Below are 23,703 nucleotides of genomic sequence, written 5' to 3'. Positions count from 1 at the left end.
TTTAAATTTGGTGAAGACGTACGCCGAAGCTTTACAGTTTATTCATGGTCGTGATCGGTTTAAGAAGAAGCCCACGTTGACACGGATGCGTGAGTTTATGCGGTTGCTTGGTGACCCACAAGATAAGTTAGAAATGATTCACGTTGCTGGGACAAACGGCAAGGGGTCCACAGTGGCCTTTTTACGAGATCTGTTCATGGCTGACGGGCAAACGGTGGGCACGTTTACGTCGCCATTCATTACCCGGTTCAACGAACGAATCAGCACGAACGGCGTTCCTATCAGTGACGCGGATCTGTTGGCCACGGTCAATCAGATTGAACCAGTGGTTGCTAAGCTGGACGCGGAGTTGGGGGACCAGGGACCCACAGAATTTGAGATTGATACAGCACTGATGTTTTGCTATTTTGCACAGCATCCAGTCGATTTAGTTGTGGTTGAAGTTGGCTTGGGTGGGCTCTACGACTCCACGAACATTATGACACCAGCCATCTCGGTCATCACCACGATTGGGTTAGACCATATGAAAATATTGGGGGACACCATCCCCGAGATTGCGGCCCAAAAAGCGGGAATCATCAAGGAAAAAGTCCCTGTGGTTTGTGGGCGCTTAACGCCCGATGCTCTGGCAGTAATGGATGAAACGGCCCAACGCCAGAACACTCAAGTAACGGCTTTGGGACGGGACTTTACGGTCCAGAATCAACCAGAATCGACGTGGGGCGAGCGTTTCGCCTATGAATTTGGCACGACCCGCTGGCAACACTTACAGGTCGACCTCTTGGGTCAGTACCAGATCGATAACGCTGCGGCGGCGCTAACCGCTTATTTGACTTACCATGCGTTGCGGCAATTGCCAGTGAGTGCTGCCACGGTGCGACAGGGACTGCAACACACGGCTTGGCCGGGTCGCTTCGAGCGCTTGAACGAGCAACCCTTAATTGCCATCGATGGGGCACATAACGAGCCGGCGATGGTCGAAATGGCCCGGCTCTTGCGGCAACATTTTGCGACCAATGACGTGTATATTGTGCTAGCCGTGTTAGCTGACAAACAGTATCAACAAATGGTCCAAACGTTACTAGCTGTGCCGAACGTTCACTTGATTTTGACGCAGTTCCAAGGACCCGGCAAACGGCAGGCAGCCACGCCACTCGAGTTGGAGGATGCAGTTGCCAACCACGACCGGATGACGGTTGCGTCAGACTGGGCGGCGGGGTTGAAACAAGCCTTGAATACGATGTCGGCGGAAGATCTACTCTTATTGACTGGCTCGCTCTACTTTATTTCAGAAGTACGGCAATACTTTAAGGGAACCGACGTGTAAATCAGACTTTCTTACGGAGTTAATCTGTAAGGGGATGAGAGAATGCAATGGTGTCAGGTAACGGTTAAGAACGAACGACAGCTGGTAAGTCGCGTACTAGCCAGTTTAGGTTTAACCGATGTTCAGGAATGTGATCGATTTTTCCGGTACTTCCAAACGGTCGCCCGCCTGCGTTATGCTAGTCAACGACAGTGTCGGGCTTACGTAGCGGGACAGCATCAGCGGCAGGCCTTCTTGCAGGCATTGGCACTGGGACGCTGGTCACAGCGCGCTCCTCGTGAAATTCTGGGAGAAGTTCAAGCCAGCAGTCAGATTGGGCAGGCTTTGATGGACGACTTGCGATTCTTACCGCAGGAACAGTTGGAGGTGCTGGCGTTAGATGTCAAACACCAGATCATTGATCGGCAAACGGTGTTTCGGGGTACCCTGGACAGCTGTCCCGTGCATCCTCGTGAAATTTTCCGAGTCGCTCTGGTGACTGGTGCGGCTGCCTTGGTCGTCGCACACAATCATCCTAGCGGGAATGCAACGCCATCGGCGAATGACTTAGCATTTATGAACCGGTTGGCTAAGTGCGGCCAATTGATGGGTGTGCCACTACTAGATGGCTTTGTTGTGGGCCTGAGTAGCTATTTTAGTCTCCGCGAAAATGGCCAGTTACCCGTCGAAATTGACCAAAGTATCTCAGAACCTTTAAAAACTGATTAAAATCACTTTTAGGTATTTCTTTCTCGTTAAAAGTTCGGTATTCTTAACCTTGACGACGTGTTCTCACGTAGATAGGTATGTTATAATACGTCTATCAATGAATAAGACAAAAATCCATTAATAATTTTGTTGACAATGAAGGGATGAAACACAGTGTTCGGATTAGGAACGAAAAATATTGGGATCGATTTAGGTACCGCCAATACAATTGTATACGTTGACGGTAAAGGAATCGTTCTTCGCGAACCTTCTGTTGTCGCCAAGAACACAAAGTCTGGGGAAATTGTGTCCGTTGGTGAAGACGCTCGTGCAATGATTGGCCGTACGCCGGCTAGTATCGTTGCCATTCGGCCCATGAAAGATGGGGTTATCGCTGATTATGATACGACTGTTGCCATGATGAAGTACTTCATCGAAAAAACGGTTGGTAAATCCAGTGGTAAGCCTTACGTCATGGTCTGTGTACCGAGTGGTGTAACGGAAGTAGAAAAGCGGGCCGTCATTGACGCAACCCGTGTTGCTGGTGCTCGTGACGCTTACGTCATCGAAGAACCATTTGCTGCAGCTATTGGTGCCGGCTTGCCCGTCATGGACCCAACCGGGAGTATGGTTGTTGACATGGGTGGTGGAACGACCGACGTGGCAACGATTTCCCTAGGCGGAATTGTTTCCAGTCGTTCAATCCGAGTTGCTGGTGATAAGCTGGACGACGCTATTGCGACGTACGTTCGGGCCAACTTCAACCTGTTGATCGGTGAACGGACTGCTGAAAAGCTGAAGATGGACATTGGTTCCGCTTCAGTTGAAGATGCAGAAAACATTGAAGGAACGACGATTCGAGGTCGTGACTTGATTACCGGTTTACCTAAAGGTGTTGAAGTATCTGCCGTTGATGTAGCTAAGGCCATCCAAGAACCCGTTCAGGATGTCATTACTGCTATCAAGGAAACCTTGGAAGAAACGTCACCAGAAATTGCTGCTGACGTCATCGATCATGGGATCGTCTTAACTGGTGGGGGCGCTTTACTGAAGAATTTGTCTGAAGTAATCGCTGATGCCACGAAGGTTCCGGTATCCATTGCCACCGATCCACTGGATTGTGTTGCTGCTGGTACTGGTGAATCATTAAAGAGTATCGATGTCATGAAGAAAAAATAGGGACTAGCGGGAAGGCAGCTTCCCGCTTCTTTATTGTGACGGTATGCTAATTACCAACATACCGAATCAGATGGAGGTCAAACATGCAGAAATTTTCTTTCAATCGGCGACTGGTCATCATCATTGTCTGCGTGATTGTTAGCTTTGCTTTGATGACGGTATCCGTAACCATTCGGAATAAGAAGTCCACGCCACCATTGATTCAACAATTCGGTAACGATATTGTTGGCTTTGTGGACCGCGTCGTCGCCATCCCAACTAACGGTCTCAGTGGTTCTGTCAGTTCACTGTCAGAGCTATTGAACACGTACCAAGAAAACCAGCAATTGAAGAAACAAGTCAGTGAGCTCGCCCAGACCAAGGTGCGCGATCAGACGTTAGCTAAAGAAAACAAACAACTCAAAAAAGAAATTTCATTGAATAATTCATTAACCGACTATTCAGCCGTTACAGCGGCAGTAATCACGCGGACGCCATCTTCTTGGCAAAACCAAGTGGTGATCAACAAAGGATCATCCGCAGGGATTGTGAAGGATATGCCAGTTATGTCTGGATCTGGACTGATTGGTCGGGTTGCCGAAGTCAACAAGACGAATTCTAAAGTTGAATTGATTACGGACAACAATGATACGGCTAACCGATTTGCTGTTCAGATTACGACTAAGTCTGGCAGCACCGTTAATGGTGTTCTAAGTGGCTACAAGTCCACGACCGGTCAGATTACGATGAACAACATCACCACGAAGGCTAAAATCAACAAGGGTGATAAGGTCGTTACCAGTGGACTCGGCGGTGTCACGCCAAAGGGTTTGTACGTTGGTAAAGTGGCGAAGGCTAGTGGGGATGACTACGGTCTGTCTACGAAGCTGTACATCACACCCGCTACTGATCTGAGCGACCTGAACATTGTGACGGTTGCCGTCACGAAACAGTAGGGGGGAACCAATCGTGTATCGATTATCCAAGTTGCGCTTTGGCTTTCCCGTAGGTCTATTCCTCATGCTGTTGATTGACGGGGCCATTAGCCAAGTATTTAGTGTTCACATGTTTCGGGCACCAACAGCCATGGTTAGCCATTTGGTGGTCCTATGGCTAGTGTGCGGTGCAATCTTTGAGGCTGATTCATCGGCATTTGAGATGCCGTTGGCTCGGTGGGCAGCGGTTGCCGGGGTAATTTTTGACTTGTACTATACGGGGATTTTTGGGATTTATATCTTCATTTTTCCCGTAGTCATTTACCTGACCCGGTTGATGGTGGCCTACATTCGGCCCAACTTTTTAAGCGGCTTGTTGATCTACTTTATTGACATTACCGTTGTAGAAGCGCTAGGTTACGTGGCCAGTCGTGCCATTCATCTGAATGACATGGCAGGGAGTACCTTTTTGGTGAACACGTTGGGGCCAACATTGGCCTTTAACTTAGCAATGTTTGTCCTTTTATATTTCCCGATTCGTTGGGTGTATAATTGGCTAAAATAGGTGTGGAGGGAACGAAAGCTATGCAAGCTGCCGTATTACGTGGAACACAAAACGGCTATGATTTGGTGCTCAAGCAATCAGCGAGTTTAGACCAAATCCTGGTTGACTTAAAAGCATTATTAGAAAATCTGAAGGTTGATCCGCAGGCGTTGGCGTCGGCCAAGGTGTCTTTGGACGTGTTGACGGAAGATCGCATTTTAACCGCCGATGAGCGAACCCGTATCGAGCAGCTTGTGGCTAACTACCCACGCTTCGAGATTCACAAGATTTCGGCCAACGTCATGACGATTGACGACGCACTGCAGTTGAAAGAGCGTGACAATGTTCATTTGTTGAGTAAGATTATTCGTAATGGGCAAGAAGTCAACATGAAGGGGGATATCCTGTTCCTCGGAACTATTCATGAGGGCGGTAAGCTGGTTACAACGGGGAACATCTTTTCAATGGGGGACGTTATGGGTATTCTCCAAGCGGGATACCCCGATGACGAATCCAAGCTGATTATGGGGAATCTTCAATCAGCCCAACAGGTTCGAATCGCAGAACAATTTGATATTATTGAACCAGATCAGTTGACCGATTCTGGCCAGACGATTGCGTACGTCAACGACTTACACGTCTTGTCGTATGGCAAGTTGGGCCAACTTAAGAAGATTAATCCAAAGTTGTATAACCAGATTGGAGGAATTTAGACATGGGAAAAGCAATTGTTATCACCTCCGGTAAGGGTGGTGTTGGGAAAACAACCACGAGTGCCAACATCGGAACGGCCTTAGCCTTAATGGGCAAACGGGTCTGCCTGATGGATTTGGATATCGGCCTCCGGAACCTGGACGTGGTCTTAGGCCTCGATAACCGCATTATTTATGATATTGTGGACGTTGCTGAGGGCAGAGCTAAGTTGCCACAAGCACTGGTCAAGGACAAGCGTTTCGATGACAAGCTGTACTTGTTGCCAGCTGCTCAGAACACGGACAAGACTGCCCTGGATCCAGAACAAGTCAAAGAAATCGTTGATGAATTAAAACCCGAATACGATTACGTCTTAATTGACTGCCCAGCCGGGATCGAGCAAGGGTTCATGAATGCCGTTGCGGGTGCTGATGCTGCCATTGTTGTGACGACACCAGAAATTTCCGCTGTACGGGATGCCGACCGGGTCGTGGGTTTGTTGGAACAACATCCGTTGACTGAGGCACCTCGTCTGTTGATCAACCGGATTCGCCGGAATATGATGCAGGACGGGTCGATGATGGATATTGATGAAATTACCCATCACCTTGGTATTGAGTTGTTGGGAATCATCTTTGATGATGACGCAGTGATCACGACGTCTAACCAGGGTGAACCAATCGTGATGCAAACTGACAATCCAGCTTCTCAAGGCTACCGTAATGTAGCTCGCCGGTTGGAAGGTCAAACCGTGCCACTGATGAAGATTGAGGACCAGGAATCTACTGGTTTTTGGCACCGGGTCAGCAGTTGGTTTCACCGTGGTTAGAAATTAGGGGTTGACGGTGAGTCAAAAAACTCGTACTATATTGGCAATGAAATAAAAAACTTTGAACGGAAGAGTAGACTGACTAAGAGACGACAGAAAGCCCGGTAGATGGAAACGGGTGGTCTTAGTTGGTCGAACCACATCTGTGAGTTGATCGTCTGAAACAAGTAGGATGGTTCGGGGTAGCCCGTTATCGCTGGAGTTGCTTGCAACTCGCTGAGGTCGTTTTAGTGATAGAACGACAAACAGAGGTGGAACCACGATGTTATCGTCCTCTTAGGTCCTCGGGCCTAAGGGGACTTTTTTAATCCCACTCTTTCTTCAGCGGTGCTGGCAACTCGTTGAGTCGGCGTGGCGTGAGCTTCGTCGAGAACATGAGGTGGCACAGCGTACAAACGCCCTCTTGAGAAATTTTCTCAAGGGGCTTTTTTTGTGGCAAAAGGAGGAGAATTGTTATGCACTATGTTGAACAGATTTTACCATCACTGATTTCCGGGACCGGAATGACGTTGTCGATCTTCTTCTGGACGATTATAATCTCAATTCCATTAGGAATTCTGGTAGGTCTAGGAATGACGACCAAATTTAAACCCCTAACTTGGTTGATCAATGTTTATGTCTGGTTAATGCGAGGAACGCCATTATTACTGCAATTAATTTTTGTCTTTTATGGTCTTCCCATCGTGGGCATCGTCTTTCTGCGTTATGATGCAGCACTCTTCGCCTTTATCCTGAACTATACGGCATACTTCGCCGAAATCTTCCGGGGTGGGCTACAAGCTATTCCAGTTGGTCAGTACGAAAGTGCCCGGGTGCTGCGGTTAACGAATTGGCAAACGTTACGGCGAATCGTCATTCCGCAAGTGGTCAAAATTGTGTTACCTTCCATTGGGAATGAAGTTATCAACCTGGTTAAGGATTCATCTTTGGTTTACGTTATCGGGTTAGGTGATTTATTACGGGCCGGAAATGTGGCTATGGCACGCGACGTAACGTTGCTGCCAATGCTGTTGGTCGGGGTCATCTACTTACTCCTGACGGCGGTGTGCACGTTGGTCCTGAAACGGTTAGAGAAGCACTATAGTTACTGGCGTTAAGGAAAGGATGGGTCAAACATGTTAGAACTTAAAGGAATTACGAAAAAATTTGGTGGTAAGACCATCCTTGACGACGTGAACTTAACCGTTGAAAATGGTCAGATCTTGACGATCGTTGGACCCTCTGGAGCCGGTAAGACGACCTTGCTGCGGTGTATCAGTGGACTAGCCACGGTGGATGCTGGAACGTTTTTGCTAGATGGCGAAGCCTTTGATCCTGCTACAAACCGGAACAACGATGCCGTGATTGGGGTCGTGTTCCAGGACTTTCAATTATTTCCAAATTTAACGGTTTTGCAGAACGTTACGTTGGCACCAACCATGGTCTTGAAGAAGTCTGCTGCTGAAGCGGAAAAAGAGGCCCGACAGCTGCTTCATCAGCTGAACTTGGAAGGGAAAGCAGACTTATTCCCGTACGAACTGTCCGGTGGGCAAAAGCAACGGGTCGCGATTGTTCGGGCGTTGGCTATGCATCCTAAATTGTTGTGTTACGATGAACCGACTTCAGCGTTAGACCCCGATCTTCGGCGGGAAGTTGAGCAGATTATTTTAGACCTGAAACAAGAGGGAATGACCCAAATTGTGGTCACTCATGATATGCCATTTGCTGAATCAATTGCTGATCAGATGTTGCGGGTCGAACCCAAGAGCTAGGAGGGACCAATTGAATGAAATTTAAAGCAATTCGAATTTGGGCCCTGTTAGGACTCGTGGTTGGATTGGCAGGCGTTTTAGCCGGTTGTGCAACGGTCACGCAGCGGGCAGATACAGCGGATACCTGGTCGACCATCAAGAAGAATAAAAAAGTGGTAATTGGGCTGGACGATAGTTTTGTTCCTATGGGTTTTCGGCAGAAGAGTGGCAAGTTAGTTGGCTACGATATTGACTTGGCCCGCGCTGTCTTTAAACTTTACGGGGTGAAGGCTGACTTTCAAAGCATCGACTGGAACATGAACGTTACTGAATTACACAATGGCACGATTGATTTGATTTGGAATGGTTTTTCCATTACCCCCCAACGGGAAAAGCAAGTGGCATTCTCGGATACTTACCTGAATAATGATCAGGTGTTGGTTACTCTGAAGAAAGACAACATTACGTCCTATGCTGGCATGCAGGGGAAGGTTTTGGGCGCCCAAACCGGTTCGTCGGGAGCGAACGATATTGATACGTATCCCAAACTGTTGAAAGACCGCATCAAGAATCATGAGGCAGTGACCTATGATTCCTTTACCAATGCGTTTATTGACCTGAATGTTGGCAGAATTAAGGGACTGTTGATCGATAGTACCTACGCGAACTACTACATCAAACACCAAGCACATCCCGAGGATTATCGGGTGACTGTGGGTTCCTTCCCCAAGGAAAAATTTGCCGTGGGCACGCGGAAGGGCGACGTGACGATGCGTCGGAAGATTAATGCTGGTTTGAAGCGGTTAGCCGCTAACGGCCAATTGAAAAAGATTAATGAAAAGTGGTTCGGTAGCAATGTCGATACGCCACTTTTGAAAAAATGACGGACGTGTTGTTTAGACACGTGACGCAGTGAAGGGACCGGACGAAATACGTCGCGGTCTCTTTTGCATTGGTATGAGGAGTGAAAGATAAATTGATCGCACTCTGGTCTCGATTGCGTTTTAGCATACTCGCCGCTAAAAGGCTAATGCACGGTCATGTGTTCTAGGCTAACTGATATAGTTGTCAGAGGAATACTGTGTACGCCGAGAGATCGCCAGATATGGGGTCAGATGCGTCGTTTTGTTAAGAATGGGCCTTTAGAAACTTCCAACTGTTAGACATTAGTTAGGGAGCACAAGCTTCGCCGACATCTGGGCATCGTCAGGTACTTTTTACTTGATAATGGACTGACCCTTCTGGATGAATTTAGTCGGCTCGCTTGTATTTAGGTGGCAGTTCCCTTAGAATTAAACATCGATTAGTATTTTGTCAGAGGAGGCAATAACGCGTGCATTTTCGCATTCGAGATGGGGTAACTTTAGACTTGTTACCCTCCAAACAATTTAAAACTATTGGGATTAAGGTGGACTTTGTTGCGCCCTTAAGTGTCGACGCCATTACGGCGCGGGCGTTACTAGCTCAGGTCTTAGAGACAAGTACGGCCGCCTACCCGACCCAAACTGCTTTAGCGCGGCAACTTTCCCGAATGTATGGTGCGGTCTTTGGAATCAGCGTCTTAAAGCTCGGGACCAAGCACGTGATTCGGTTGACCTGTTCAGTGGTTAACGAACAGTATCTCAATCAATTTGCTGAGAAACAACCTTTATTTGAACAAGCAATGGACCTATTGAAGGCGGTTATCTTTGAACCGCTCTTACCAGCTGGAAATTTTGATGCACCAACCTTTACACAACAACGGCAAAATCTGCTGGCTGCCATCAAGTCCTTGGACGATGACAAACAGTACCTGGCTAACCGCCGGGTACAGGAATTAGTCTTTACCGAACCCGCCCAAGCCATGAGTGCTTTAGGGGATACTGAAAAGTTGGGTCAGTTGACGGCGACCGATATTTTACAGACGTATCATGAAATGTTAGCCAATGATGACGTTCACGTGGCAGTGGTAGGGGATGTGGATGCCGACCGGGTTCAGAAGTCCCTCGCTACTTGGCCACTGACGGGTCGCACCGTGGTAGACGCTTCGCCGTACTATCACTGGGATGCCCGTTCGACCGTGACCCAAGGGGATGACCAGGCAGATGTGGTTCAAGCAAAATTGAATCTGGCGTACCACCTTCCCGTTTATCGTGATGACCCAGATTTTCTGGCCGCCGTTGTCTTTAATGCGGCCTTTGGGGGAACCCCCTTATCACTGCTCTTTACCAACGTGAGAGAGAAGGCCAGTTTGGCTTACTATGCTAGTAGCAGTTACAACCCGTTCACAGGAATTATGGGTGTGCAATCAGGAATTCAAGCAAAAAATCAGGAACGGGTCGTTGCCATTATTGGTGAACAGCTCGCTGATTTACAGGCTGGGAAGCTCTCTGCAGAACTTTTGCATGAGGTTAAGGCCAGTTTACTCAATGCTCGTTTAGCGGGGTTGGATAGTCCACAACGACGATTGACCGGCTTGTTGAATACTCAGCTCACACATATGACGGAACCACTTAAGAGCTGGCAAGCCAAGTTAGACGCAATTACGGTGGCGGACGTTCAGCGGGTCGCACAAAAAGTCACGCTTCAAGCCACATATTGTTTACATGGAGGTGACCAAGATGCTGAATAAACAAGCGTATACTCGACTGGGGGAAGCCGTTTACCAGACGACATTAGCAAACGGGTTGAAAGTTATTTTGGTTCCGAAGCCGGATTTTCATAAGACCTTTGCAGTCATGACCACTGATTATGGTTCCATGGATAATGAGTTCGTGCCCCGGGGTGGCAGCCAACCGGTCCGGTTCCCCGATGGGATTGCCCATTTTCTGGAACATAAATTATTTGAGAAAAAAGACCATGATGCTTTCGACCTGTTTGGTCAGTATGGGGCCAGTGCCAATGCCTTTACCAGCTTTACTCAGACGAGCTACCTGTTTGCGACGACTAGCAAACTTCGTGAAAACCTGGATATTTTACTCGATTTTGTGCAGGACCCATACTTTACGCCGGCAACGGTGAATAAAGAAAAGGGCATCATCGGTCAGGAAATTCAGATGTACGATGATGATCCGGGCTGGCAGAGTTACTTTGGCATGATTGGGCGGTTATATCCTAAGGAACCGTTGCACATCGATATTGCAGGTACAGTTGACTCAATTGATAAGATTACAGCCGATGATTTGTATGCAGCATACAAGACGTTCTATCATCCTGGTAATATGAGCTTGGTCGTCGTGGGGCAGCTGGATCCCGAAGAAACGTTGTCGTGGATTACAGCTAACCAGGATCAAAAGACGTTTGCGCCGAATGAACCGATTCAACGGATACCTTCACCACAGGCCGAGCCGGCTGAGATTATTCCGACTACGACACGTCACCTGACTGTTACCCGGCCAAAAATCAGCATCGGTCTCCGTGGATTTGATCAGGTTCCAACTGGTCGGGCGGGATTAAAATATAGTGTTGCCGTGTCGCTTGCGATGGACCTGCTATTTAACGATACCAGTGACCACTACTTGCGTCTGTATGATGCAAATGTTATTGATGATAGTTTTGGCTATGATTTCCAGGTTCAGCGGGGGGCGCACTTTGCTCAACTCGCGGGCGATACGGATCAACCAGAACAATTTGTTAAGGAATTGACGGCGATTCTGAACGATGCCCCGGCACAGTTGCAAGCTGCTCGAGACCAGTTTGAACTCGTGAAGCGTGAAGCCATTGGCCGCATCGTTGGGGCCATCAATTCCGTCGAAGCCATTGCGAACCAGTATGATGGACCGTTATTTGACGGGGCCACGATTTTTGACGAACTGGCCACGCTCGAAGGCCTGACGTTCGCTGATATCTTACCAGCGGCTGAAGCATTCTTGGGCCAGGGTCGCCAAACGGTTTATACGATTCTGCCCTAAATGGGGAAGTTAAGAAACCGTTAAATCCCGAAAACTGGGTGCTGTCGCTAAAAATGTGACGGTGCCTATGCTATACTGCATTGTAGAGAAATTTTGAACAGGTGGAGAATTTAAAATGAGTGATAACAGCAAAATAACATTGGGAAAAACGCTGCGCGATGCACGAATCGCGAAGGGGTACACGCTGGATGATCTGCAACAGACGACGAAGATTCAAAAGCGTTATCTGATTGCCATCGAAGATCAAAACTTCGATGAATTACCTGGCGATTTTTACGTGCGGGCATTTATCAAGCAGTACGCTGATATGGTGGATCTGGACGGTGCCGAACTGTTGAAGCAGTTTGACAGCACCCTACCAAGCACCCAGACACAGGAATATGTGGACAGGGTCAATGAAAACAATCCGGAGACCCGTTCACAGCAACGTCAAGTCGATGAACGCTACGTTAAGTTACGCCGCATGGTTCCCATTGTGGGAATTGTCATCGTCGTCTTAGCAGTCTTGGTGGGTATCTGGATTGCTGCTTCTCGTAACAGCAGTTCTTCGACCAACAACAATGTGGATAGTAGTTCAGTCAGCGTTTCTGGTAGCAGTTCAAGCGCTAAGAGCAGTTCTAAGAAGAGCTCATCCAAGAAGTCTTCTTCTAAAAAGACTTCAACGGCCAGCTTTAAGAAGATCAGTTCCACGACGTCTGGTTCAACTTGGGAAATGAAGAACGCTTCCTCGAAACCTAAGCTTAGCTTATCTGCCACTGGGAGTGCCTGGATGGCCGTTAAGGTCGGTGGGTCGACTACTTGGCAAGGAACCTTGTCTAGTTCGACAACCCATTCCTTGACGTTGCCAAGTGGAACCACCAGCGTGACGTTTAACTTCGGTAACGCACCGGCTACTTCTGTAAAGGTGGACGGCAAGAAGTTTGACTTTACGACGGCTACTAGCACCAGTGCCGCTTCGAGTTCAAGTACGACGACCACGTCTGATTCAACGACTGGGACGACTACGACTAGTAGCAGTACGACTTCTCAGGTACAAACCGTAACTTTAGAGTTCAAGTAGACTCAAGGCGGGTCGGTCCGTTGCGGCCGGCACGCCTTTTTACGTTGAGATATGTTTAAGGAGGAAAATTTCGTGAATCTACCAAATCGCTTAACCATCGTTCGTATCATCTTGATTCCAGTCTTTCTATTGCTGCTGGTATTGCCGTTGAACTGGGGGGAAGTCACCTGGTTAGGAACGGCTATTCCGGTCACCCAAATTTTAGGGGCGATTGTCTTTGCAGTTGCGTCAATCACTGACTTTTTGGATGGGCAAATTGCACGGCGTCAACATCTGGTCACAAACTTCGGTAAGTTTGCGGATCCATTAGCGGATAAAATGATTGTGATGACGGCCTTCATTTTGTTAGTTGCCATGAAGGCCGTCCCAGCCTGGGGCGTCGCCATCATTGTTTGTCGGGAACTGGCTGTGACCGGATTACGGTTGATCGTGGTTGAAACGGGTGGCCAAGTGTTGGCTGCTGCTTGGCCAGGTAAAATCAAAACGACCACACAAATGGTCGGAATCATTTTACTACTGCTGAATAACATTGGCTTTGGCGCAATCAACGTGCCAATGGCACTGATTTTCTTCTACATCTGCTTATTCTTCACGATTTACTCCGGTATCGATTACTTTGTTCAAAACCGACAAGTATTTGCAGAATCTTCAGCTGAATAAAAATTAAAAAAAGAAAAAAATAACGCTTATTTTTTACGGAGTTAACCTATGTCATCTCAGGAGGGGTAGCATGCAAGCAGAAGTTATTGCGGTTGGAACGGAAATCTTACTCGGACAAATCGTGGATACGAACTCAGCATTCATTGCCCGAGGACTAGCAGATGCTGGTATTGAAGTCTATTATCATTCTTTAGTGGGCGACAACGCGGATCGGCTGACGACAGTCGTCAACCAAGCCCGTTCTCGCAGTGATCTGGTCGTGATCAGTGGTGGTTTAGGACCAACTAAGGATGACCTAACGAAGCAAACGGTGGCCCATCTCTTGGGTGTGAAACTAATTGAGGACGCTGCTGCAATGAAAAAAATCCAGCAGCACTTTGAAATCACAGGACGAGAAATGACGCCTAATAACCGGTTACAGGCACTTTACCCGGATGGAAGCCTACCACTCAAGAATGAGACTGGCATGGCTGTAGGAGCCTTCTATCGCGATCCAGACGCTGCTGATATCATGCTGCTGCCAGGGCCTCCAAGTGAAGCTGAACCAATGTTTGAACACCAAGCCTTACCACAGATTATTGCGGCTTATCATCGGCATGAGTTCTTGGTCTCGAAAGTGCTACGGTTCTTTGGCATCGGCGAAAGCAAGTTGGTTACGGAGTTAAGTGATCTAATTGACCACCAAACGAATCCAACCATTGCCCCATATGCTAAGGTCAACGAGGTCACGTTGCGCATCACAGCGCGGGCAACGGAAAAAGCAGTGGGCGAGCAACTTTTACGTGATATGACGACCACGATTATGGCGCGGGTTGGTGATTACTTCTACGGTTTTGGTGATGACAACAGTCTGGCACAGGTCGTGGTCAACGAATTGATTGATCGCAAGCTAACAATTACCGCTGCTGAGAGCCTTACTGCTGGTAAGTTCCAGAGCACGTTGGGGGATGTTCCCGGTGTTTCAGCCGTCTTTCCTGGTGGCTTTGTCACTTATGCCAACGATGCCAAGCGCGACCTCTTAGGGATTCCCCAAGAGGTGATCGACGCGCAAGGCGTGGTCAGCGAAGCCACTGCTAAGGAAATGGCCGAACGTTCTCGAACAAAATTGAATACGGACTTTGCACTCAGTTTCACTGGGGTTGCGGGTCCCGATTCGTTGGAGAATCAACCGGCCGGGACTGTTTGGCTGGGGCTAGCGCAACGAGGTAAGGCACCAATGGCGAAGCTGGTCCATTTTACGGGGAACCGTGCTAAGATTCGGGAGCGGTCTGTCTTGGCTGGTCTCGATTGGTTACGCCGAGTTTTACGGGACTTAAAATAAAAGGGGAACTATTGTTCTACTTTTACTTGCATTTTGCGAACAAAACCCGTATAGTGTTACTTGAATATTGATGCATTTGAGGAGGATTTGAATGGCTGACGAACGACAAGCAGCGCTGGATAAGGCGCTGAAAAAAATTGAAAAAGATTTTGGTAAGGGCTCCATCATGCGGCTAGGTGACAATGCGAACATGGAGGTTGAAACCGTGCCATCCGGCTCGTTAGCCCTTGATGTGGCTCTGGGCGTTGGGGGATATCCCCGCGGTCGAATCGTAGAAATCTACGGTCCAGAATCATCAGGTAAGACGACGGTTGCGCTTCACGCCGTTGCTGAAGTACAGAAGCAAGGTGGGACGGCAGCTTATATTGATGCCGAAAACGCTTTGGACCCTGCCTATGCAACTGCGTTAGGTGTTAATATCGATGATCTCTTGTTATCTCAACCAGATACTGGTGAACAAGGTCTGCAAATTGCAGATGCTTTGATTTCCAGTGGTGCGGTTGATATCTTGGTTGTCGATTCCGTTGCCGCTCTGGTTCCTCGAGCTGAAATTGAAGGCGAAATGGGTGACGCTCACGTTGGGTTACAAGCCCGTCTGATGTCACAAGCCTTACGGAAATTGTCTGGGTCCATTAACAAGACGAAGACGATTGCTTTATTTATTAACCAAATTCGTGAAAAAGTTGGGGTTATGTTTGGTAACCCTGAAACGACTCCTGGTGGTCGAGCTTTGAAGTTCTACGCAACGGTGCGACTTGAAGTTCGCCGTGCAGAACAAATCAAGGACGGTACTGATGTTATTGGTAACCGGACGCGAATCAAAGTTGTTAAGAACAAGGTGGCTTCACCGTTCAAACGTGCCGAAGTAGACATTATGTATGGCCACGGGATTTCCCAAACTGGTGAATTGATCGATATGGCCGTCGAAAAGGATATCATCGACAAGAGTGGTTCTTGGTACTCTTACGGTGAAGATCGAATTGGTCAAGGTCGTGAAAATGCCAAGCAATACATGGCTGATCATCCGGACATGATGGCTGAAGTTAACAAGCGTGTGCGGGCTGCATACGGTGTTGGCGACCCAGCTGATGATGCGAAGGATACGGATAGCGCTAGCAAAGCTGCTACTGACGATAAGAGCAAAAACACGAAGTCATCCAAGGATGGCAAGGGTAAACCTGAACAGATTGAGTTAACTCCAGGAAAGACTGGTAAGTAACTCGGTAAAAGCCTTTCCATGCAGAGACGTGGGGAGACTTTTTTATTTACTGAGCGAATTAGACGATGGTTTTTTGGACGGAAAGGCAATGTCGGCCAACTTGGTGATGAGAATCGATGGAGTTTAGTTGACAGGGTTAGTGGCAACCATTAAAATTGAAGTTGCGTCAGTTATGAAATCAACATCTTGAAAAGTCTGATTTTTAAATTAGTCATTTTTGATGATGCGGAGGTGGAATCATGAGTGTTCCAAGCATAATCCTCGCAATCATCGCTATCGTTGTTGGTGTTGTGGCCGGGTATTATTTACGTAAATCCGTCCACGAACGGAAGTTAGATGCTGCTAAGTACACCGCAGAAGGTGTGTTAGTAGAAGCTAAGAAGCAAGCTGAGACTGCTACCAAAGAGGCCTTGTTAGAAGCCAAGGAGGACAGTCATAAGTACCGTGCAGAGGTCGAACAAGAGCTGAAAGAACGTCGTGCCGAAGTTCAGAAGCAAGAAGATCGCTTGATTCAACGGGAAGAAACGTTAGACCGGAAAGATAACTCTCTGGAAAAGCGTGAAAATTCGTTAAATCGTCGGGACAAAAAGCTAAGTGCGGAAGAGCAAAATTTAGCGAAGAAACAGCAACAAGCAGACTCACTGATTGAGAAACGCCAAGCAGCGGTTGAAGAAGTCGCTGCGTTATCCCAGGACGATGCACGTGACCTGATTATTTCGGAGGCCAAGACGGCTCTGGCGGGGGAACGCGCAAAAATGATCAAGGAAAGTGAAGAAACAGCACGCAAGACGGCCCAGGCTAACGCCAAGGACTTGATTGTGTCTGCCATTCAACGGAGTGCCGCTGATATGGTCACCGAGACGACGATTACCGTGGTCACGTTGCCAAATGACGACATGAAGGGCCGAATCATCGGTCGTGAAGGGCGAAATATTCGGACGTTAGAGACGCTGACCGGGATCGACCTGATCATCGACGATACGCCAGAAGCTGTTGTATTGAGTGGCTTTGACCCATTACGGCGAGAAGTTGCCAAGATTGCTTTAGAGAAGTTGATTCAAGACGGGCGGATTCATCCGGCTCGGATTGAAGAAATGGTTGCGAAGGCCAAAAAAGAACTGGACGAACATGTCCGGGAACTTGGCGAGCAAGCAACGTTTGACCTAGGGATTCATTCTATGCACCCCGAATTGGTCAAGCTGGTTGGTCGCTTGAACTTCCGCATTTCTCACGGGCAAAATGCCTTGGCCCACTCAATTGAAGTTGCCAAGATCACTGGGGTGCTGGCTGCTGAATTAGGTGAGGATGTTGCGTTAGCAAAACGTGCAGGATTACTACATGATATTGGCCGTGCTGCCGAGCACGAAGACGATAGTTCTTATATCACAACGGGAACGGAACTCGCCAAGAAGTACCGCGAGAGTTCTGTTGTGGTCAACGCTATCGCTGCTCAGGCGGATCAAACGGCGCCGCAATCCGTGATTGCGGAACTGGTCGGGACCGCTGACATTATCTCAGCGACGCGGCCAGGCGCACGCTCAGATTCCTTGGAAAGTTACATTCATCGTTTGGACAAGTTGGAAACTGTTGCGAATGCCTTTGATGGTGTTGACCACAGTTTCGCCATCCAAGCGGGCCGAGAAGTTCGAGTGATCGTGCGGCCAGAAAAGATTTCCGATACGGATGCCGTTGTCTTGGCACGAGACATCAAGAAACAAATTGAGGGCGACTTGGATTATCCAGGTCACGTCAAGGTTTCCGTCATCCGGGAAGTCCGGTCAGTTGAATATGCGAAATAAGTCAGAGAAGCTAGGCCATTGTGGTCCTAGCTTTTTTACGTTGTTGACGCTGATGAGCTGGTAAGTCGACAGTCATTGCTAACTAGGATGGCAATCGGGGCGTCAATCGCTCGGTCCAGCGGATTTAACTCACGCAGAATCCAAGGAACCATGGTAAAATAGATGTTATTTAATAATACTGGAAAAACCAGCTAGACCTTGTGAGGTCTAAGATAGGGGAACGAAGATGCGAATTCTGTTTGTCGGTGACGTTGTTGGGAACTTGGGTATGGATATGATTCACGAGTACCTCCCACAATTGAAACGCGATTTGAAGCCACAGGTCACCATAGTTAACGGGGAGAATTCGACCCCGGTTGGTCGCGGAATCAGCCAAAATATTTACAAGCAACTCTTGAAAGATGGTGCAGACGTTGTCACCATGGGAAACCATACCTGGGACAATGCCGAACTGTATGATTTTATTGGTGATGCCAACCGGTTGGTGCGGCCCTTGAACTTTCCTGGTGATACACCGGGACAAGGGTGGACTAAGGTAAAGGTCAACCAACAGGTGCTTGCCGTGGTCAACCTGCAGGGACGGGTATTCATGAATCCCATGGATGATCCGTTTGCGATGATGAAGGACCTATTGCCCAAGCTCGACACGGACTTTGTCTTCGTAGATTTCCATGCGGAAACGACTAGTGAAAAACGGGCCTTTGCTATGCGTTATGACGGCCAGCTGTCAGCCGTCGTCGGGACTCACACCCACGTCCAAACCAGTGACGCACAAGTATTGCCACACGGAACGGCCTTCTTGACCGAAGTGGGGATGACTGGTCCCGCCAACAGTGTGCTGGGTATGCAGGCTGATAGCGTGATTGAACGCTTTGAAAACCAACGACCAACCCGGTACACGGTGCAGGAGAAGGGCCCAGGGCTCCTCTCAGGCTGTGTGATTGATATTAATGATAAGACGGGGCACGCAACGCGGATTCATTCAATCTTGATTAGTCCGCAACACCCGTACCAGAGCTAAACGACAACGGAAGGATGAACCATTTTTCATGACGAAAGCGAACACGACGCCCATGATGGTGCAGTATCAAAAAATTAAAGATCAGTATCCCGATGCCTTTTTGTTCTACCGGCTTGGGGATTTCTATGAAATGTTTAATGAGGATGCCGTCAAAGGCTCCCAACTCTTAGAATTAACGCTGACGACGCGGAGTCACAGTGCTAAGAATCCAATTCCTATGTGTGGGGTACCACATAAGGCTGTGCAGAGCTATATCGATATTCTCGTCGATCAAGGTTACAAGGTCGCTATCTGTGAGCAGATGGAAGACCCTAAGCTTGCTAAAGGCATGGTTAAACGGGAAGTTATCCAACTGGTGACACCTGGGACACAGACCGATACGGGTGCGGCCGGTGCGAAGCGCAACAATTACCTGACTGCACTAATCATGCCAGCTAAGGATAACTTTGGCTTAGCCTACACCGACCTGTCGACTGGTGAGCTGAAGGCTGCCGAGTTGAGTAGTGTGGATGCAGTGGTGAATGAATTAATGAGTTTGCAAACGAAGGAAGTCGTCGTGGATGATACGGTGACGACTGAGTTGCGGGATCGACTCAAGCAATTAGGAATCTTGATTTCTACGCAAACGGACGTCCAAACTAGTTCTGAGCTGAGTTACGTCGAGCAGGACCTTACCACGGATCGCTTACGTGGCGTGGTGGGCGTCCTAGTGACCTACGTTACGGTCACTCAGAAACGTAGCCTGGCTCACCTGCAACGAGCAGTGGCTTACCAACCGACTGCCTTTTTGAAGATGGATCATTCTTCTCAGACTAATCTGGAGATCACGCAGAACCTGCGCACCAAGAAGAAGTCTGGGACGTTGCTGTGGCTGTTGGATGAGACCAAAACGGCGATGGGGGGACGACTTCTCAAGCAGTGGCTTGACCGTCCTTTGATCAATCGTCAACAGATTGAAGACCGACAGGCCAAGGTCGGCGCTCTATTGGATCACTACTTTGAACGTAACAATCTACAGGGTGAATTGGTCAAGGTCTATGACCTGGAACGGTTGGCTGGACGAGTGGCCTTTGGGAGCGTCAACGGTCGAGACTTGATTCAGCTGCAAACGTCGTTGGAGCAGGTTCCACAGATTCAGCATACCATCGCGGAATTGGGCGAAACGATTTTTGATCCGATGCTTAACAACCTGGATCCCGTGGCAGACGTAGCGGATACCATTCGAGAGACCATCGTACCGGAACCCCCACTGTCAGTTGCTGACGGGGGCGTCATTCGCGACGGGTTCAACGAGCAACTGGACGAGTACCGTGATGCGATGCGTAACGGGAAGACTTGGTTAGCTGAGATGGAAACCCACGAGCGTGAGGTCACGGGGATCAACAACCTGAAAATTGGCTATAACCACGTTTTCGGTTACTACATTGAGGTGACGAAGGTCAATCTCGATAAGTTACCAGCTGATCGTTACGAACGTAAACAAACCTTGGCGAACGCGGAACGGTTTTCAACCCCGGAATTGAAGGAAAAAGAACAGCTCATTTTGGAGGCTCAGGAGAAGTCCAAGTCTCTAGAATACCAATTATTTGTCGACCTGCGTGAAGAGGTTAAGAAGGCCATTACTCGTTTGCAAAAGCTGGCTGCGACGATTGCTAGCTTGGATGTTTTGCAAAGCTTTGCTGTTGTCAGCGAAGACTATCACTTCGTTAAACCAACGTTAGTGGCAGGTCACACGCTGAAGATTACACAGGGGCGGCATCCCGTGGTCGAAAAGGTATTGGGTCGGCAGTCATACGTGCCAAACGATGTGACGATGGATCAAAATACCAATATTCTGCTGATCACTGGGCCTAACATGTCTGGGAAGAGTACGTACATGCGGCAGCTGGCTCTGACTGTGATCATGGCACAGATGGGGTGTTTTGTGCCTGCTGAGGCTGCCGAAATGCCCATCTTCGATCAAATTTTCACGCGAATTGGTGCGGCGGACGACCTGATCTCTGGTCAGAGTACGTTCATGGTTGAAATGCAGGAAGCCAATCATGCCTTGAGTCAGGCGACAGCCAATAGCCTGATTTTATTTGATGAAATTGGCCGGGGGACGGCCACCTATGATGGGATGGCGTTAGCACAAGCCATCATTGAGTTTGTGCATAATCGGGTGCACGCTAAGACACTGTTCTCGACCCACTATCATGAGTTGACGGCACTGGATCAGTCGCTCAAACAGTTACGTAACGTCCACGTTGGTGCGGTGGAACGTGACGGCGACCTAGTCTTCTTGCATCAAATGCAGCCAGGTCCAGCCGACAAGTCTTACGGGATTCACGTGGCGAAGCTGGCGGGGATGCCAGATAACCTCTTACAACGGGCTGAGGTCATTTTGCAGCACCTGGAAGAGGAAGCCGCTGAACAGCCTGCTGTAGCAGTTGAGTCGACGAGCACGCCGGTTGCGACGCCCGAATCACAGGCGACCGTGTCGGTTGAACCAGCTCAGGACACGGCACAAACGTCGGCTTCGAGCACGCCAGCACAACCCGAAAGTGCAGCGCCTGATCAGGATCAACAGTTGTCTCTGTTCTCAGACGCACCAGAGCTAAGTCCGGCACAGAGTAAGGTTCTTGGTCAGTTATCTGAATTGAATCTAATGGGGATGACGCCCATGGCGGTCATGAATCAGGTCTATCAATGGCAGCAGAAGTTGGGCAAGAAATAGTGTGAGTTGCCTCTAACTGGCTGGTTCAAAATCAAAGTATGAGGAAATCATTTTAAGAAGGGAAGGGTCGTTATGGCCAAGATTCATGAGTTAGCGTCGGTTCTGGCCGACCAAATCGCAGCGGGTGAAGTGGTTGAACGGCCCGCCTCAGTAGTTAAAGAATTAGTTGAAAATGCAGTGGACGCCCACAGCCAGCAGATCGACATTACGGTCGAAGAGGCTGGTTTGAAGCGGATTACCGTCGTCGATGATGGGGATGGCATTGCGGATGAGGATACTGAAATGGCCTTCAAACGCCACGCTACCAGTAAGATTACGGAACGCCGCGATTTGTTTCGAATCAAGTCGCTGGGGTTCCGGGGTGAAGCTCTGCCGAGTATTGCGTCCGTGGCCGATGTGACGTTGTCCACGTCTACAGGTGGGGTTGGCACACTGATTCATAACGTTGGCGGTATCATCCAGGAACACACCGCTGCGGCGGCTCGTAAGGGGACAACGGTCACGGTGAAGGATCTCTTCGGTAACGTGCCAGCACGCTTGAAGTATTTGAAGTCACCGGCGACCGAATTGGCTCGGATCACTGACATTGTTAATCGCTTGGCTTTGAGCTACCCCAACATTGCTTTTTCCCTGGTCCACAATGGTCGTGAGTTAACCCGGACGACCGGACGCGGTGATCTTCAACAGGTGATTGCCGGTATTTACGGAGTTCAGAGTGCCCGCAAAATGGTTGCTATTCAGGGTGAGAATCCGGACTTTAAAATTCACGGTTACGTGAGTCTGCCAGAACTGACTCGGGCTAGTCGGCAGTACATTTCGCTGTTGCTCAACGGTCGATTTATTCATAACTTCCAGCTGAGTAAAGCGTTGATTGCTGGGTATGGCTCCAAATTGATGGTCGGGCGTTATCCGTTGGCGGTGTTGGACATCACGATGGATCCACTCTTGGTTGACGTGAACGTTCACCCAACCAAGCAGGAGGTTCGCATTAGTGAGGAACCAGAACTGACGCAATTGATTCAGGACACAGTTTTTAAACGGTTATCGCAAGAAAACTTGATTCCGGATGCGCTCAGCGAAGGGGCGCCTACCAAGCGGGAAGAGCGCAATACAGATCAGCTGACCATGGCATTGAACGACGTATCAGCTAAGTATGAGATGCCGACCCAGGCGCGTTTTCAAACCCCTGAACCTCAGGTTGCTCAACCCATTCAGCCAGTGTATCCGGCTGCTGATCCGGAGGCTCCCGTGGCGGGACCGCAACCGCTACAGACCCCTGAAGAGGTGCCGGTGGCGCCAGTTGTGGTTCACGACCGGGCGGACTTTTCACAGCCAGCTGTGAAACAATTCGACGAAAAATATCGAACTGAAACGGTGGCTGCACCGCTTGGAAGCTCGCAGGCAACTGCTAAGGAGGCAACTGCTACTACGGTGGCAGCGACCAACCATATGACCGCGGAGCCACCCGTCCAGCGTTTTCCACAGCTACGTTATTTGGGTCAGGTTCACGGAACGTATTTACTGGCGGAAGCGGATGATGGTCTCTACCTGGTTGACCAACATGCCGCGCAGGAACGTGTCAACTACGAGTTTTACCGTCAAGCAATCGGTGAGGTCAGCGATGACGAGCAGAAATTGTTAGTTCCCATTGTCTTAGACTACCCAACCACAGATGTTTTGGAACTTACCAACCATCTGGAAACGTTGAGCAGCGTGGGGGTTCACCTGGAGTCATTTGGTCCCAACAGTTTTATCGTTCATGAACATCCCACTTGGTTCAAGGCTGGTCAGGAAACGGATACGGTTAAGGAAATGGTGGATTGGGTGCTGAAGGATGGCAAGATTTCCGTGGCAGCTTTCCGAGAAAAGGCGGCCATCATGATGAGCTGTAAGCGCGCTATCAAGGCTAACCATCACTTGGACGATCAGCAGGCCCGAGCACTGCTGAAGAAGCTGGCAACGGCTGAAAACCCGTTCAATTGCCCTCATGGGCGACCTGTCTTGGTCCACTTCACTGATCAAGACTTGGAAAAGCTCTTCAAACGGATTCAGGATCCGCATCATAGCGGTGATGACTGGGAAGAATAGATTTCTTCCAGTTTTATTGGCCAATG

Annotated in this window: 20 protein-coding genes and 1 other annotated feature; all 20 genes read left to right on the top strand. The window is 48.9% G+C overall.

Annotated elements, in window-relative coordinates:
- Positions 1–7 precede the first annotated feature (7 nt).
- The 20 genes from EKM75_RS01390 to mutL all read left to right on the top strand — a co-directional run bounded on the left by EKM75_RS01390 (position 8) and on the right by mutL (position 23,677).
- Complete coding sequence (locus EKM75_RS01390; RefSeq protein ID WP_125691416.1) at positions 8–1,327, top strand: bifunctional folylpolyglutamate synthase/dihydrofolate synthase; 1,320 nt, start codon at positions 8–10, stop codon at positions 1,325–1,327.
- A 42-nt stretch (positions 1,328–1,369) separates the two neighbouring features.
- Positions 1,370–2,035, top strand: coding sequence for a JAB domain-containing protein (locus EKM75_RS01385; RefSeq protein WP_125691414.1), 666 nt, complete (start codon positions 1,370–1,372; stop codon positions 2,033–2,035).
- Between the two features lie 153 nt (positions 2,036–2,188).
- Entirely contained in the window at positions 2,189–3,193 is a 1,005-nt protein-coding gene (locus tag EKM75_RS01380) for a rod shape-determining protein (RefSeq protein ID WP_125681843.1), read from the top strand.
- A gap of 83 nt (positions 3,194–3,276) precedes the next feature.
- A complete protein-coding gene (gene mreC, locus EKM75_RS01375; protein ID WP_125691412.1) occupies positions 3,277–4,128 on the top strand; it encodes a rod shape-determining protein MreC in 852 nt (283 codons plus the stop codon).
- Positions 4,129–4,141: 13 nt separating this feature from the next.
- On the top strand, positions 4,142–4,672 hold the full coding sequence (gene mreD, locus EKM75_RS01370) for a rod shape-determining protein MreD (protein WP_125691410.1): 531 nt from the start codon (positions 4,142–4,144) through the stop codon (positions 4,670–4,672).
- Positions 4,673–4,692: 20 nt separating this feature from the next.
- Entirely contained in the window at positions 4,693–5,364 is a 672-nt protein-coding gene (locus tag EKM75_RS01365) for a septum site-determining protein MinC (RefSeq protein WP_125691408.1), read from the top strand.
- Between the two features lie 2 nt (positions 5,365–5,366).
- On the top strand, positions 5,367–6,173 hold the full coding sequence (gene minD / locus EKM75_RS01360) for a septum site-determining protein MinD (RefSeq protein ID WP_125691406.1): 807 nt from the start codon (positions 5,367–5,369) through the stop codon (positions 6,171–6,173).
- Between the two features lie 52 nt (positions 6,174–6,225).
- Positions 6,226–6,452: a binding site (T-box leader), on the top strand.
- A gap of 176 nt (positions 6,453–6,628) precedes the next feature.
- Positions 6,629–7,270: an amino acid ABC transporter permease gene (locus EKM75_RS01355; RefSeq protein ID WP_125691404.1), complete on the top strand. Its 642-nt coding sequence runs from the start codon at positions 6,629–6,631 to the stop codon at positions 7,268–7,270.
- A gap of 18 nt (positions 7,271–7,288) precedes the next feature.
- On the top strand, positions 7,289–7,924 hold the full coding sequence (locus tag EKM75_RS01350; RefSeq protein ID WP_125691402.1) for an amino acid ABC transporter ATP-binding protein: 636 nt from the start codon (positions 7,289–7,291) through the stop codon (positions 7,922–7,924).
- 14 nt (positions 7,925–7,938) lie between these two features.
- Complete coding sequence (locus tag EKM75_RS01345; protein ID WP_125691400.1) at positions 7,939–8,787, top strand: amino acid ABC transporter substrate-binding protein; 849 nt, start codon at positions 7,939–7,941, stop codon at positions 8,785–8,787.
- A 449-nt stretch (positions 8,788–9,236) separates the two neighbouring features.
- On the top strand, positions 9,237–10,514 hold the full coding sequence (gene yfmF / locus EKM75_RS01340; protein WP_125691398.1) for an EF-P 5-aminopentanol modification-associated protein YfmF: 1,278 nt from the start codon (positions 9,237–9,239) through the stop codon (positions 10,512–10,514).
- Entirely contained in the window at positions 10,507–11,793 is a 1,287-nt protein-coding gene (gene yfmH, locus EKM75_RS01335; protein ID WP_382339030.1) for an EF-P 5-aminopentanol modification-associated protein YfmH, read from the top strand. The genes yfmF and yfmH overlap by 8 nt, the downstream gene beginning before the upstream one ends.
- 115 nt (positions 11,794–11,908) lie before the next feature.
- Entirely contained in the window at positions 11,909–12,853 is a 945-nt protein-coding gene (locus EKM75_RS01330; RefSeq protein WP_125691394.1) for a helix-turn-helix domain-containing protein, read from the top strand.
- Between the two features lie 72 nt (positions 12,854–12,925).
- A complete protein-coding gene (pgsA, locus tag EKM75_RS01325) occupies positions 12,926–13,513 on the top strand; it encodes a CDP-diacylglycerol--glycerol-3-phosphate 3-phosphatidyltransferase (RefSeq protein WP_125691392.1) in 588 nt (195 codons plus the stop codon).
- Positions 13,514–13,583: 70 nt separating this feature from the next.
- Complete coding sequence (locus EKM75_RS01320) at positions 13,584–14,834, top strand: competence/damage-inducible protein A (RefSeq protein WP_125691390.1); 1,251 nt, start codon at positions 13,584–13,586, stop codon at positions 14,832–14,834.
- Positions 14,835–14,925: 91 nt separating this feature from the next.
- Positions 14,926–16,053 (top strand): recombinase RecA, encoded by a 1,128-nt coding sequence (gene recA, locus EKM75_RS01315; protein WP_125691388.1) that lies wholly within the window; start codon positions 14,926–14,928, stop codon positions 16,051–16,053.
- Positions 16,054–16,292: 239 nt separating this feature from the next.
- Positions 16,293–17,852: a ribonuclease Y gene (gene rny / locus EKM75_RS01310; RefSeq protein WP_125681819.1), complete on the top strand. Its 1,560-nt coding sequence runs from the start codon at positions 16,293–16,295 to the stop codon at positions 17,850–17,852.
- A 226-nt stretch (positions 17,853–18,078) separates the two neighbouring features.
- Positions 18,079–18,873, top strand: a complete 795-nt coding sequence (locus EKM75_RS01305; protein WP_125691386.1) for a TIGR00282 family metallophosphoesterase — start codon at positions 18,079–18,081, stop codon at positions 18,871–18,873.
- A gap of 28 nt (positions 18,874–18,901) precedes the next feature.
- Entirely contained in the window at positions 18,902–21,589 is a 2,688-nt protein-coding gene (gene mutS, locus EKM75_RS01300; RefSeq protein ID WP_125691384.1) for a DNA mismatch repair protein MutS, read from the top strand.
- A gap of 72 nt (positions 21,590–21,661) precedes the next feature.
- Positions 21,662–23,677 carry a DNA mismatch repair endonuclease MutL gene (gene mutL, locus EKM75_RS01295; RefSeq protein ID WP_125691382.1) on the top strand — a complete coding sequence of 672 codons (2,016 nt, stop codon included), beginning with the start codon at positions 21,662–21,664 and terminating at the stop codon, positions 23,675–23,677.
- Positions 23,678–23,703 lie beyond the last annotated feature (26 nt).

The sequence above is a fragment of the Levilactobacillus tongjiangensis genome, from assembly GCF_003946345.1.
GTDB classification, from domain to species: domain Bacteria; phylum Bacillota; class Bacilli; order Lactobacillales; family Lactobacillaceae; genus Levilactobacillus; species Levilactobacillus tongjiangensis.
Note: the sequence above shows the minus strand (reverse complement) of the source record. Positions and strands in the feature narration are given on the sequence as shown.

Coding starts and splice junctions, on each gene's coding strand:
- EKM75_RS01385 (WP_125691414.1), top strand. CDS start 1,370: ATGCAATGGTGTCAGGTAACGGTTAAGAACGAACGACAGCTGGTAAGT.
- mreC (WP_125691412.1), top strand. CDS start 3,277: ATGCAGAAATTTTCTTTCAATCGGCGACTGGTCATCATCATTGTCTGC.
- EKM75_RS01365 (WP_125691408.1), top strand. CDS start 4,693: ATGCAAGCTGCCGTATTACGTGGAACACAAAACGGCTATGATTTGGTG.
- minD (WP_125691406.1), top strand. CDS start 5,367: ATGGGAAAAGCAATTGTTATCACCTCCGGTAAGGGTGGTGTTGGGAAA.
- EKM75_RS01355 (WP_125691404.1), top strand. CDS start 6,629: ATGCACTATGTTGAACAGATTTTACCATCACTGATTTCCGGGACCGGA.
- EKM75_RS01350 (WP_125691402.1), top strand. CDS start 7,289: ATGTTAGAACTTAAAGGAATTACGAAAAAATTTGGTGGTAAGACCATC.
- EKM75_RS01345 (WP_125691400.1), top strand. CDS start 7,939: ATGAAATTTAAAGCAATTCGAATTTGGGCCCTGTTAGGACTCGTGGTT.
- EKM75_RS01330 (WP_125691394.1), top strand. CDS start 11,909: ATGAGTGATAACAGCAAAATAACATTGGGAAAAACGCTGCGCGATGCA.
- EKM75_RS01320 (WP_125691390.1), top strand. CDS start 13,584: ATGCAAGCAGAAGTTATTGCGGTTGGAACGGAAATCTTACTCGGACAA.
- recA (WP_125691388.1), top strand. CDS start 14,926: ATGGCTGACGAACGACAAGCAGCGCTGGATAAGGCGCTGAAAAAAATT.
- rny (WP_125681819.1), top strand. CDS start 16,293: ATGAGTGTTCCAAGCATAATCCTCGCAATCATCGCTATCGTTGTTGGT.
- EKM75_RS01305 (WP_125691386.1), top strand. CDS start 18,079: ATGCGAATTCTGTTTGTCGGTGACGTTGTTGGGAACTTGGGTATGGAT.
- mutS (WP_125691384.1), top strand. CDS start 18,902: ATGACGAAAGCGAACACGACGCCCATGATGGTGCAGTATCAAAAAATT.
- mutL (WP_125691382.1), top strand. CDS start 21,662: ATGGCCAAGATTCATGAGTTAGCGTCGGTTCTGGCCGACCAAATCGCA.